Genomic DNA, 12,455 nt, shown 5'->3' with positions numbered 1-12,455 from the left:
GACGCCGGTGTCGGAAGAAGCTGACGAGTCCTCCAAAACAGAAGACCCGACGGGAAAAAAGCTCGACGAGGCCCACAAGCAGGGCCAGTTCGCGATGACCCGCGAGGCCGCGAACTGGTTGATGGTCGCGGCGATGCTGGTGGTTCTGGTCTCCATCCTGCCTGGCACCTTGAAGGGGATGGTCTTCCGCCTGAACTATTATTTCGAGAACCTGGACCGCATCACCTTCGACCGGGCCGGGGTCGGGGCGCTGCTGTTCCGGGTGATGAGCGACGCCATGTGGGCGCTGTGGCTGCCCATCCTGCTGTTCGTGGTGGCCGGCGTCATGTCGACCATCGGGCAGACCGGCTTCCATGTCTCGTGGGAGCTGATCTCGCCGAAGTTCGGCAAGCTGAACCCGCTGCCCGGCCTGATGAACATGTTCAAGGCCAACCAGGGCGTGGAGCTGCTGAAGAGCATCGTCAAGCTGGGGGTGGTCGGCGGCGTCGCCTATATGGCTCTGGTGCCGATGTTCGGCGGCATCGAGGCCTATATCGGCATCGACATCGTCGCCATGCTGTTGCAGATGGACGGGCTTGCCCATCGCCTGCTGGTCTGGGTTCTCGTCGTCCTGACCTTCATCGCCGCCGGCGACTTCGTTTGGCAGAAGCAGCAGTTCGACAAGAAGATGAAGATGACCAAGCAGGAGGTGAAGGACGAGCACAAGCAGCAGGAAGGCGACCCCGTGGTCAAGGGCCGCATCCGGCAGATCCGGTTCGAACGCGCGCGCAAGCGCATGATGGCCGCGGTGCCGAACGCCGACGTGGTGGTCACCAACCCGACCCACTTTGCGGTTGCGCTGAAATACGATCCGACCCAGATGGGCGCGCCGATGGTGCTGGCGAAGGGCGTGGATCAGGTCGCCTTCAAGATTCGCGAGATCGCCGAATCGAACAATGTGCCGGTCATAGAAAACCCGCCCCTTGCCCGTGCGCTCTATGCCGCTTGCGATATCGACGCGGAAGTGCCATCCGAGCATTATCGGGCGGTCGCCGAAGTCATCACCTATGTCTTCAAGCTGAAAGGGCGGTCGCTGCGCAATTGATCCGGGTGCAACCGATATGGGCGCAACGGATCCGGCCTCGTGATGGTTGATGGGGCGGTTGACGGAGGCGGCTGGATCGGTTGGATCGGCCGGCCATCGCAGGTGGTGTGACGGGCAAGTCGGACCGGGGCATTTCCCGGCCGGACCGTGTGGGGTTTGGAGTATTGGTGGACGACACAACTTCCCTTTCCGACAGCGCGCGCAATGCAGTGAACCGCAAGACTTCGTCCCGCGGGGTGTCGATGCTGCTCCAATATGCGCTGGCGCCGGCCGGACTGCTGGTGCTGGCCGCCGGACTGCTGTTGGAGCGCGATGCGGTCGGCTGGCTGGGGGCGGCGCTGGTGGCCTTGGGCGTCGCCCTGCTGATCGCCCGCAGCGTGTCGGTGGTGCGGCGGTCGGCTCACATCGGCGCGCTTCTCGGCGGTGCGCTGGAAGGGATGCCGGCCGGACAGCTGGTCTGCGACGGAACGGACGATGTGGTGTTCGTCAACGCCGCCTTCCGCGAGCTGGCGGGCTGGCGCCGCGGCGAACGGCCGCTGGACGCCCTGGCCCGCCAATTCTCCGGCGACCCCGACAGCGCGCGCGAATTCCGCCGCCTGCGCGAACGGGTGAAGGCAGGGGGCGCCGCCTCGGCCGAGCTGGCGATCCCGGCGCTGGACGGCCACCCTCCGGAATGGCGCAAGGTGCAGGGCCAGCCGGTGGCCGGCTTCCCCGGCTCCGTCCACTGGCGGATCGAGGACATCACCGCCCGGCGAGAGCTGGAGCATGTCATGCTGCGCGAGCAGGCCAAGCTCGCCGACTTCATGGAGCATGCGCCGGTCGGCTTCTTCTCGGTCGATCAGAACGGCCATTTCCTGTTCGTGAACGCCACCCTGGCGCAATGGCTGGAGGCGGCCCCCGGCGACCTGACCGACGGTGAATCGCGGCTGCACGGCATCCTGGCGGCGCCGCCGGTTTCCGCCGCCCCCTATGACCTGTTCGACCATGGCGGCGGCGAGCAGCGCGGCGAGCTGACCATGGTGGGTCTGCGCGGCCGGCGGTTCCAGGTCGCGGTGGCGCAGAGCGTGGTGCATGCCGACGACGGCACCATTCACACGCGGTCAGTGGTGCGCGACCTGTCCCCGGAACGGGAGTGGCAGGAGGCGCTGCGCCAGTCCGAGCAGCGGTTCCAGCGCTTCTTCGAGGATGCGCCCATCGGCATCGCGCTCGTCGACGAGACCGGACAGCTGACCGAATGCAACGAGGCCTTCCTGGCGCTGATCGGCAGCGAGTCCGGCAGCGTCATCAACCGCCCGATGGCCGACCTGATCGTTCCGGTGGAGCGCGAGGCGGTGATCGCCCGGCTGCGGGCGGTGCAGGGCGGCGCCGACCCCGCCCACCCGCTGGAGGTCCGGCTGTCCGGTGGGCGCGAGTTGACCGCCCAGCTCTATGCCCGGCGCCTCGCCAACCCGGTGCGGACGGATGGCCGCGCGGATGGTGCCAGGGGCGATGGGGCGCGCGGCGACGGTGTCGGCCTGATCCTGCACTTCATCGACATGACCGAGCGCAAGAGCCTGGAGGCCCAGTTCGCCCAGTCGCAGAAGATGCAGGCGGTCGGCCAGCTGGCCGGCGGCGTGGCGCACGACTTCAACAACCTGCTGACGGCGATGATCGGCTTCTGCGACCTGCTGCTGCTGCGGCACAAGCCGGGCGACCAGTCCTTCAGCGACATCATGCAGATCAAGCAGAACGCCAACCGCGCCGCCAACCTCGTGCGGCAGTTGCTGGCCTTCTCGCGCCAGCAGACCCTGCAGCCGCGCGTCATCAACGTGACCGACGTGCTGGCGGAGCTGGCGAACCTGCTGCGCCGGCTGATCGGCGAGAACATCGAGCTGAAGATGATCCATGGCCGCGACCTGGGTCTGGTCAAGGTCGACCAGAACCAGCTGGAGCAGGTCATCATCAATCTGGTGGTCAATGCCCGCGACGCCATGGCCGGCGGCGGCAAGCTGATCGTCAACACCACCAACTACGTCGTCAGCCAGCCGGAACGGCGGGAGCACGAGACGGTGCCGGCCGGCAGCTATGTCTCCATCGAGGTGATCGACACCGGCTGCGGCATCGCGCGGGAGAATCTCCAGCGCATCTTCGAGCCCTTCTATACGACCAAGGAGGTCGGGTCGGGCACCGGGCTCGGCCTGTCGACGGTCTACGGCATCGTGCGGCAGACCGGCGGCTTCGTGCTGGTCGATTCGGCGGTGGGGGAGGGAACCACCTTCACCATCCTGCTGCCTCACCACCAGGGCGAGCTGCGGCCGGTCGATACGGCGGAGCCGCGCGAGCGGCGCGGCAGCGACCTGACCGGCACCGGCATCATCCTGCTGGTGGAGGACGAGGACGCGGTGCGCGTCTTCTCCGCCCGCGCGCTGCGCAACAAGGGCTATCAGGTGCTGGAAGCCAAGAACGGCGAGGCGGCCTTGCAGCAGATCGAGACCAACGGCGCCTCCATCGACCTGCTGATCACCGACGTGGTGATGCCGCAGATGGACGGCCCGACGCTGGCCCGCCATGTCCGCAGGCTGCGCCCGGAGATGCGGGTCATCTTCATCTCCGGCTACGCCGAGGACCGGCTGGGCGAGATCGACGGCGTCGAAGTCGCCCATTTCCTGCCCAAGCCCTTCTCGCTGAAGCAGCTGGCTTCCAAGGTGAAGGAGGTCATCCGCGACGGGCGTTAGGGGGGGCGGTGACGGGGGCTGGGAGGAGCGAATTCGTTCGCGAAAACGAGCCCGGATAACCCCGGTAAAATAGGAACGCACAGGCAACATCGGCGCTTGCAAACAAGAACGAAGAGAGTACATTCAGCTTCGTTGCAAGAGCGCCGACCGTGTGTTCTAAGAGAGGGGTACCGGGCATGTCGTCCGCACAGCTTCGTTTGGTCGAGAAGGATTCCATGGACAAGCAGAAGGCGCTCGATGCCGCCCTGAGCCAGATCGAACGCGCGTTCGGCAAGGGCTCGATCATGAAGCTCGGCGCCAAGGAGAACCTGGTCGAGACGGAGGTGATTTCCACCGGCTCGCTCGGTCTCGACATCGCGCTGGGCATCGGCGGCCTGCCGAAGGGCCGCATCGTCGAAATCTATGGGCCGGAAAGCTCGGGCAAGACCACGCTGGCCCTGCACGCCATCGCCCAGGCCCAGAAGGCCGGCGGCACCTGCGCCTTCGTCGATGCGGAGCACGCGCTCGACCCGTCCTATGCCCGCAAGCTGGGCGTCAACATCGACGAGCTGCTGATCTCCCAGCCGGATGCCGGCGAGCAGGCGCTGGAGATCGCCGACACGCTGGTGCGCTCCGGCGCCATCGACGTGCTGGTGGTCGACTCGGTCGCGGCGCTGGTGCCGCGCGCCGAACTGGAAGGCGAGATGGGCGACAGCCATGTCGGCCTGCACGCCCGCCTGATGAGCCAGGCCCTGCGCAAGCTGACGGGCTCGATCTCCAAGTCGAACTGCCTGGTGATCTTCATCAACCAGATCCGCCTGAAGATCGGCGTGATGTTCGGTAACCCGGAGACGACGACCGGCGGCAACGCGCTGAAGTTCTACGCCTCGGTCCGTCTCGACATCCGCCGCATCGGCGCGATCAAGGACCGCGACGCCGTCGTCGGCAACCAGACCCGCGTCAAGGTGGTGAAGAACAAGATGGCCCCGCCGTTCCGCGTGGTCGAGTTCGACATCATGTATGGCGAGGGCGTCTCGAAGGTCGGCGAGCTGCTCGACCTCGGCATCCAGGCCAGCGTGGTGGACAAGTCGGGTGCGTGGTTCAGCTATGACGGCACCCGCATCGGCCAGGGCCGCGAGAACGCCAAGACTTATCTGCGCAACAACCCGGAGATGGCCGACGCCATCGAGGCCAAGATCCGCGGCAACGCCGGTCTGGTCGCCGATGCGATGATGGGCACCCCGGAAGCCGACGGCGAAGCCTCCACGCCGGAGTGACGCCGAACGGTCATCTGTGACGAAAAGCCCCGCTTTCCGAAAGGAAAGCGGGGCTTTTCGCTTTGGGGTGTCGGCTGGCGAATACCCTCACCTACACATCCACCACCATATGCGGCCGGAACGCTCCCTCCAGCGTCAGCAGCAGGTGCAAATAGACCGCCACCTTGCGCGCGCGGTCGGTGTTGCGGGAGAGGCAGTCGCGCAGCTGTTCGGCCATCCGGGCGGTTTCCGCATCCTGCGCCGGCGCTGCCGCGGTGACGGCCTGGACGATGTGGTCGGGATCGACCGGGATCGGCGCCGCCGGATCCTTCAGCAGGGCCTCGGCCAGCGCCTCCTCGTCATGAGGAACCGACGGCGCCGCGCTCGGTTTGGCAGGGGTACTTCGGGACAGATGGTTGCGGAGGCTGTCCTTCAGCCGGCTGCGTTGCCGCTCGTCCAGCCCGTCGAACTGGTCGACCTCATCGAACAGCAGATCGTAGAGGCGGCGGCGCTGCGGGTTCGGCGGGTTCTGCTCGCGCCGCTCCTGCTCACGCTCCTGCTGTTCCCGCCGCGGGTTGCGGCGGTGGTTGCGGTCGGTGGCGCTGCCGGCCCGCTCGACGCCCGCGGTGGTGCGGACGCTGAATTCCGGTGGGCCGACACCGTGGACATTGCCGGACATGGACAGTCTCCCAGATGGCCGCCTCCCGGGGAACCGCCCCGTCAGCGATCAAGTCTGGCAGAGCCGGCGCTTCCTTCCAAGCCGAAGCGCCGGCCTATGACCATCAGTCGCCAGCGCCGGCCACCGCATTGTCGGCCGGTTGCGGCTTGTTCCTGCCGAATCCCAGCGTCGGGAAGACGTTGATCAGCGCGGTGATGAAGGCGGCCAGATAGGGCAGCGACTGCACCACCAGCAGGCCCGACCACATGAAGGCGTCGCGGTTCTCATGGCCGAAGACCATGACGATGGCGAGCGCCGCGCCCCACAGCGACACCAGCAGAACCAGTTCCTCCCGCGCCATCAGGAAGGCCTGCATCAGCGCCGGCTGGTTCTCGCACTTCGGCGTGCGGACGAAGGGGCGGCCGGAGGTGAAGATGCCGAGCCACATGGCGCGGCCGACCGTGTGGGTCAGCGCCATGCCGGCCACCGCCGCGCCGACCTTGTCCCAGAAGCCGCACTTCACCCGCGCCTCGTAGAGCCAGAGCGAGGCGCCGACCTTGAAGGCGAAGACGCTGAGCGTCGGGATCATGAAGACGTTGGGCGGGAACTCGAAATATTTCGGGAAGGCCATCAGCCCGATGGACCACAGGATGCCGGCGATGCCGAACACCATGTGGGCGGCGTCGGCGAACCAGGGCAGCCAGCCGGTGATGAAGTGGTATTTCTGGCCGGCGGTCAGCTCCTTGGCACCGGGCGACAGCTGACGCCAATGATGTTTCAGGATCTGCACCGCACCGTAGGCCCAGCGGAAGCGCTGCGTCTTGTAGGCGGAGAAGCTGTCGGGCACGAGGCCCTTGCCGTAGCTCTCCGGCATGTAGACGGCTTCATAGCCATGCTCGAACAGGCGCAGGCCGAGGTCGGCGTCCTCGGTGATGCACCATTCGCCCCAGCGGCCGACCTTTTCCAGGGCCGACTTGCGGATGATGGTCATGGTGCCGTGCTGGATGATCGCGTTGCGCTCGTTGCGCTGGATCATGCCGATGTGGAAGAAGCCGGCATATTCCCAGTTGGTCATCCGCTGGAACAGGTCGTGTTCCCACTCGCGATAATCCTGCGGCGACTGGACGAAGCCGACCTCCGGCCGGTTGAAGTGCGGGATGGTCGCCTTCAGCCAGTCGGGATGGACCTGATAGTCGCTGTCGATGACGGCGATGTGCTCGGCATCCGGGGCGGTCTGCGCCAGACCGAAGTTCAGCGCGCCGGCCTTGAAGCCCGGCCAGTTGTCGAGGTGGAAGAAGCGGAACTTCGGCCCCAGCTTCCGGCAATACTCCTCGATCGGCCGCCAGACCGCCGGATCCTTGGTGTTGTTGTCCAGCAGCAGGACTTCGTAGTTCGGGTAGTCGAGGTTCGCCAGCGCGTCCAGCGTCTGCATGACCATGTGCGGCGGCTCGTTGTAGCAGGGCACATGGATCGACACCTTCGCCGCGTTGGGCAGCGGGGCGGCGGAGCAGGGGATGAACTTGCGCTTGAACTTGTGCTGCCAGACGACCTCGGTCAGCTCCATGCCGTCGATCAGCATGACCGCGAACAGCACCAGCTGGCAGAAGATCAGCAGGCCCCAGGCGATTTCGGTGGTGAGCGCGAGGCCGGCGGCCGAGGCGGCGCTGACGGTGAAGACCAGCACGGAGGCGACGGCCTGGATCAGCCCGCCGTAGAAGATCTGGCCGCCGATCTTCAGGTCGCTGCGGCGCCACAGGAAGAACACCAGCGGCAGGAAGCCCAGCGCCACGGCGGTGGCGCACTTGATCTCCCAGTTGCGGACCTCGTGCACCCCGCCGATCATCGGGAATTTCGGGTTGCGCTGATAGTCCCACAGGCCCCAGCTGGTGCCGGCCGTGCCTTCGATCTCCCGCTTCCAGGGCTGGTCGAAGGCCTCCATGATGAAGTAGTCGAGCTTGTTCTGGGCGGCGACGTTCAGGAAGTTGCGGATGAACTTGGCCTGATTGACCTGGCTCGCCTCGGCGCCGCGGCGCCACGGGCCGTCGGCCGGCCAGCCGATCTCGCCGATCAGGATGTGCTTGTTGGGGAACTTCGCCTTCAGCTCGTTGTAGCGGAACATGGCGTAATCGACCGACTGGTCGACCGGCACGCCTTCCCAGTAGGGCAGCAGATGGACGGCGAGGAAGTCCACCGCGTCGGCCAGCTCGGGGTTCTTCAGCCAGACGTGCCACGGCTCGGCGATGGAGACCGGGACGTTGACCTTCTTCTTCACCCGCTTGACGTACTCGATGGCCTGCGGGACCGTCAGGTCGGCACGCAGGATCGCCTCGTTGCCGACCAGCACGCGGCGGACGTTGCTGTTGGCGCGGGCGAGCTTGATCAGGCCAGCCAGTTCGGGCTCGTCGATCTCCGGCTTGCCGGCGGTCCAGGCGCCGGCGGTCACCGGCAGGCCGTGCTTGGCGGCGATGGCCGCGACCATTTCCGAGCCGTCGGTGGTCGAATAGGTTCTGACGGCCTTCACCGCGCCTTCCAGCGCCGTCATGTCCTTTTCGATGTCGTCGGCGGACGCCTTGTCGCCCTTCGACGGGCTCTTGTCCGAATGGAAGGGGGTATAGGCGACGCCGGTGATGGCGCCGGCCCAGGACCGCTCGTCCACCGGACGGTTCCACAGCGCCCAGAAGGCGATGTTGCCGAGGATCACCAGGATCAGAACCGCAAAGGCCGATTTGCGCATGTGGGTCGTTCTCGCTCGCCGCACCAGAAAACATGGATACGGCCCGCGGAAATGGCGCAAGGGGATCGTTGCCGCCCCGACCATTGCCTCGGACCGAACTCTATAAACGTCCAACGAAAGCCGCCCGTGCCATATGGCCGGCGCGCACGGCCTTCTATACAAGCTTCGCGGTTGGCCCGCCACTGCCGGCTACAACAGAGCAGCCTCCGGATTATTCCCGGATGATGCTTCCGGCCAGTACCAGACAGCCAGTGCCAGAGAGGAGTGAAGCATGTTTTCCCTTAATGAACGGCTACAGGCCGACACCTGTCCTGTGACCGATCTGGAGCTTTGCCGGGTCCTGCTGATGAACAACCGGCTGTGGCCCTGGCTGATCCTGGTGCCGATGCGCGCGGGCGCCGTGGAAATCCACCGGCTCGGCGACGGGGATCAGGCGACGCTGATGCGGGAGATCGCGCTGGCCTCCCGCGTGGTGGAGCGGCTGTTCGCGCCGGACAAGATGAATGTCGGGGCGCTGGGCAACATGGTGCCGCAGCTGCACGTCCATGTGATCGGGCGGACGCGCGGCGATCCGGCATGGCCGGGTCCGGTCTGGGGGTCCGGCCATGCCGAGCCGTACGGGCCGGCGGCGGCGGCGGCCCTGGCGCAACGGCTGGCCGACGCGCTGCATGCGGAGGAATGACCGCCGGCCCGGTCGCGGGGCCGGGCCGGCGGGGCAGGCGTTACAGGGTCTTCAGATATTCCACCAGATCCCAGCGCTCCTGCTCGGACAGGCCGCGGCCGATGATGCCGCTGCCGGCGACACCGGACCCGACGAACTGGTGCCCGACATTGGTGTTGCCGGGAATCTTCGTGTCGAGGGTGAAGGTGCCGTCGGTGCAGTCGGTCCGGTAGCCGACCTTCACCGGATCGAAGCTGCGCAGGCCGAGGCAGAAGCTCTTCGGCCGCTCGGCCAGCGGCGACAGCAGGTCGTAGAGCGTGGGGACCGAGCCGTTGTGCAGGTAGGGACCGGCGGCCCAGATGCCATCCAGCGGACGGGCCTTGTAGCCGCCTTCCGCCTGCAGGCAGTTCGGACGGAAGCCGTTCATCTCCTCCCGCTTGGCCGGCGGGACCTTGTTCTCGTCATAGGCGGTCTCGGCCGTCTTCTGGACGACGTAGCCCAGCGCCGCCGCGAAGCTGGTCCTCGTGACCGGCTCGCCCGGCTTGCCGTTGCACAGGCTGGCGGGATCGACCTTCAGGAAGGCGGGCAGCTGCACCGTCCGGGTCTGCAGGATGTTGGCCTGGGCCGGGTCGGTGCCGACATTGATCGGCGTCACCTTCAGATAGCTCTGCTTGGCGGCGTTCGGCTTGGTCCAGTATTTCGCATCCCAGAAGGCCGGGGTGTCGACCGGCGGAAGATGGCAGCCCTGGCACAGCTCATGGTACAGGCCCGCGCCGCGCGCCCGCTTGGCCTCATCGACGGCGCCGAGCACGGCTTGCGGCCATTTCGGCGCGGTCAGCCCCTGGAAGCCGGTCATGCTGCCGTCCGGCTTGCGGGCCCGCGGGTTGGGACCGGCCAGCAGCTGCTCCATCCTGTAGAGGGTGTCGACAGGAACGGAGGAGGCATAGAGCTTGCGGTCCGGGTTCGACAGGTTCACCCGCGCCGCCACGCCCATCGCCTCGCCGGCGTTGCGCACCATCGGCTGCATGATCGAGGCGTCGTACTGCACCCAGTCGAACCAGGACGCGTTCCAGATGTGCGGATACTTCACCGGCGCCGTGATGGCGGCGACGTTGGTGAAGGGGTCGAACTCCACCTTGCCGTTCAGCAGGTCGTTGGTGAAGACGGTGTTGCCGATGCGGGTCAGCGCGTCCAGACGGTTGAAGCCTTCGACGACCGCCGGATTGCCGCTCTGCGCCGCGCCGCGCTTCGCCAGGGCTTCCAAGGTGGCCAGCGTCTGCTCGAACTGCTCGCGCAGGGCGGCCGTCTGTTCGGCGGTGCGGTTGGGGCCGAGCACGCGGTCGGCGAAGCGGTCGAACCGGCCGGGCAGGACCTTGGTGTAGGCCAGCGAATAGCCGAGCGCCGCCGTCAGCGCATCGAGGTTGATGACGGCCGGCGCGCCGTCGATGCGCAGGCTGACGCCGTTATACTCGATATGGCCGGTGTGGCAGGCGGCGCAGGTCAGGCCGATCTGGTCGGGCAGCGGCGCGCCTGTCGTCGGGTCGACATAACCCTTGGTTCGGGCGAAGCCGACCGGCAGGCCGTCCGGGTTGACCTCGTCCTCCGACTGGTTGTAGGCGGCTAGCACCGCCTTGGCCGAGCCGGGTTCCGCCCCATAGCCGTAATCCCGCGCCGTGCCGCCGCCCAGCCGCTTCGGGCTGGGGATGAAGCCGAACTGCTGCAGGTACGATTCGTCCGCCAGCATCCTGGGTTCGCCGAAGACCCGGATGTCCGGCTGCTCCAGCGCCATGAACCAGGAATAGGAGATCGGGAAGGTCGAGGTGCCCTGGCTGGCATGGTGGTACCAATAGCGCTCGCCCGGCTTCCAGTTCTGGTCGAGCCAGACCGCTTCCTTGGTGGGGGCCGGTGTCGGCAGCGCCGGCGCACAGGCGCCGAGCAAAGTCAGCGGCAGCAGGCTGATCGCCGCCACAATCGACAGGCGAGACGCATTCATGGGCAAAACCTCCACGCGCGGGGGGTGATGGTCAATGACCCCACTGTCGCTGTGATAAATAAGCCCGGGCAACAGGAAAATTGTATTTCTTTTCTACATGCAATTTTTGAAACGGGAGCGGAACCGCCGGGCCGGGTGGGTGGTTATCAGATCGGAACCGTTCGTGGGTTCAGCAAAAATCCGGAGATCGCCGCCATGACCGCCGAAGACCGCTCTGCCTCCCGCACCTCAAATGCCCAGTCCGACGCCCCGTCCGAGGCCGCCCAGCGGATCGAGGACAAGCTTGTCGACCGCACCGGCAAGGCGGCCGGCGATCCCGACAAGCCTGTCCAGAAGAAGTGGGAGGAGATGGGCGAGCGCGAGGAGATCGCCGAGCAAAGCCAGCGGGAGGGCGGCGGCGCCTAGCCGCCCCAACCTCTCCCTACCGCTTCACCGTGCAGGTCAGCGCCAGCACGTCCGCGGCCTTGTCCAGATCGTCGGCGCGGACCAGCACATAGTCGGTGTTGTAGGTGGAGATCGCGAAGATCGGCAGATGGGCCTGGGCCAGCGGCACGGCGATGCGGGCCAGGATGCCGAACAGGGTGAAATCGACCACGCCCTCCACCCGGAAGGCGCGCCAGCCGCGTTCGGCCTTCACCCCTTCGGGCACGCGCTCCTCGCGGCAGAGGATCGACAGCTCCTCGCCGGTGCGGGTGGCGCCGACCAGCGGGTCGGTCCAATCGAGCCAGTCCGGCAGGCCGCTGCCCGGCGGCAGCTGCGCCACCGCCAGACGGTCGGGCAGGATCGACAGGGTCAGGCCGGTCTGCTCGCGCACCAGGGCGGCGGTCAGCGTCGCCTCGTCCACTTCGAAGGGCTTCAGGATGCGCCGGGCGCGGGCGGCCAGCGACGGCACGCCGGAGCGCATGGCGCGGCCCAGCATCTCCGCCGAGGTTGCGCGCAGTCCGGCATCCGATTCGGCCAGATCGACCACCGCCTGCAAGGCGCTGGTCTGGACGATGCGGCTGGGGCTGTTCTCGAACCAGTCGGCCAGCAGGACGGCGGCGCGGTGGCGCTGCTCCTCCGTCATGGTCAGGCGCGGCACGATCTGGGCGATATGCCAGCGCACCTCCGCCTGCTCGATGGCGACGGCATCGGTCAGCAGATGCTCGACATAGGGGTCGAGCCAGCCGGCATTGCCGCGCGACACCCGTTCCAGCGCGTCGGCGGCGCGCATGCGCACGCTGGCGTTGCGGTCGAACAGGCAGCCGACAAGCTCCGCCAGCTTGCCGCGGTCTGCCGACACCTCATCGGCGACGGAGGGAGCGTCGCCCACCGCCCGCCGGTCGCCGATGGCCAGACGGCGGGCCAGCGACGCGTTGCGGATCAGCTCATCCATC

The 12,455-nt window shown here is 67.0% G+C and carries 9 protein-coding genes; 5 read left to right on the top strand and 4 right to left on the bottom strand.

Annotated elements, in window-relative coordinates:
- Positions 1-7: 7 nt before the first annotated feature.
- The 3 genes from flhB (at position 8) to recA (ending at position 5,054) form a co-directional block, all read left to right on the top strand.
- A complete protein-coding gene (gene flhB / locus ABNQ40_RS24960; protein WP_109051087.1) occupies positions 8-1,084 on the top strand; it encodes a flagellar biosynthesis protein FlhB in 1,077 nt (358 codons plus the stop codon).
- Between the two features lie 167 nt (positions 1,085-1,251).
- A complete protein-coding gene (locus tag ABNQ40_RS24955) occupies positions 1,252-3,798 on the top strand; it encodes a PAS domain-containing sensor histidine kinase (RefSeq protein WP_109491088.1) in 2,547 nt (848 codons plus the stop codon).
- A gap of 176 nt (positions 3,799-3,974) precedes the next feature.
- Entirely contained in the window at positions 3,975-5,054 is a 1,080-nt protein-coding gene (gene recA / locus ABNQ40_RS24950; protein WP_109051088.1) for a recombinase RecA, read from the top strand.
- Between the two features lie 91 nt (positions 5,055-5,145).
- Here recA and ABNQ40_RS24945 read toward each other — a convergent pair whose 3' ends face one another.
- On the bottom strand, positions 5,146-5,712 hold the full coding sequence (locus ABNQ40_RS24945) for a hypothetical protein (RefSeq protein WP_109051089.1): 567 nt from the start codon (positions 5,710-5,712) through the stop codon (positions 5,146-5,148).
- A gap of 103 nt (positions 5,713-5,815) precedes the next feature.
- Positions 5,816-8,425 carry a glycosyltransferase family 2 protein gene (locus ABNQ40_RS24940; protein WP_109051090.1) on the bottom strand — a complete coding sequence of 870 codons (2,610 nt, stop codon included), beginning with the start codon at positions 8,423-8,425 and terminating at the stop codon, positions 5,816-5,818.
- A gap of 271 nt (positions 8,426-8,696) precedes the next feature.
- On the opposite strand from ABNQ40_RS24940, the gene ABNQ40_RS24935 reads away from it, so the two are divergent.
- Positions 8,697-9,107 (top strand): HIT domain-containing protein, encoded by a 411-nt coding sequence (locus ABNQ40_RS24935; protein WP_109051091.1) that lies wholly within the window; start codon positions 8,697-8,699, stop codon positions 9,105-9,107.
- Positions 9,108-9,147: 40 nt separating this feature from the next.
- Here ABNQ40_RS24935 and ABNQ40_RS24930 read toward each other — a convergent pair whose 3' ends face one another.
- Positions 9,148-11,079, bottom strand: coding sequence for a di-heme-cytochrome C peroxidase (locus tag ABNQ40_RS24930; protein WP_109051092.1), 1,932 nt, complete (start codon positions 11,077-11,079; stop codon positions 9,148-9,150).
- A gap of 195 nt (positions 11,080-11,274) precedes the next feature.
- Here ABNQ40_RS24930 and ABNQ40_RS24925 point away from each other — a divergent pair, with 195 nt between their 5' ends.
- Positions 11,275-11,484, top strand: coding sequence for a hypothetical protein (locus ABNQ40_RS24925; RefSeq protein ID WP_109491089.1), 210 nt, complete (start codon positions 11,275-11,277; stop codon positions 11,482-11,484).
- A gap of 16 nt (positions 11,485-11,500) precedes the next feature.
- Here the strand turns inward: ABNQ40_RS24925 and ABNQ40_RS24920 are convergent, their stop codons facing one another.
- Positions 11,501-12,454: an ACT domain-containing protein gene (locus tag ABNQ40_RS24920; RefSeq protein WP_109051093.1), complete on the bottom strand. Its 954-nt coding sequence runs from the start codon at positions 12,452-12,454 to the stop codon at positions 11,501-11,503.
- Position 12,455: the final 1 nt, after the last annotated feature.

Source organism: Azospirillum sp. A23 (assembly GCF_042938965.1).
GTDB lineage: Bacteria > Pseudomonadota > Alphaproteobacteria > Azospirillales > Azospirillaceae > Azospirillum > Azospirillum melinis.
The sequence above is the reverse complement of the archived record's forward strand: the minus strand, read 5'-3'. Positions and strand labels throughout refer to the sequence as shown.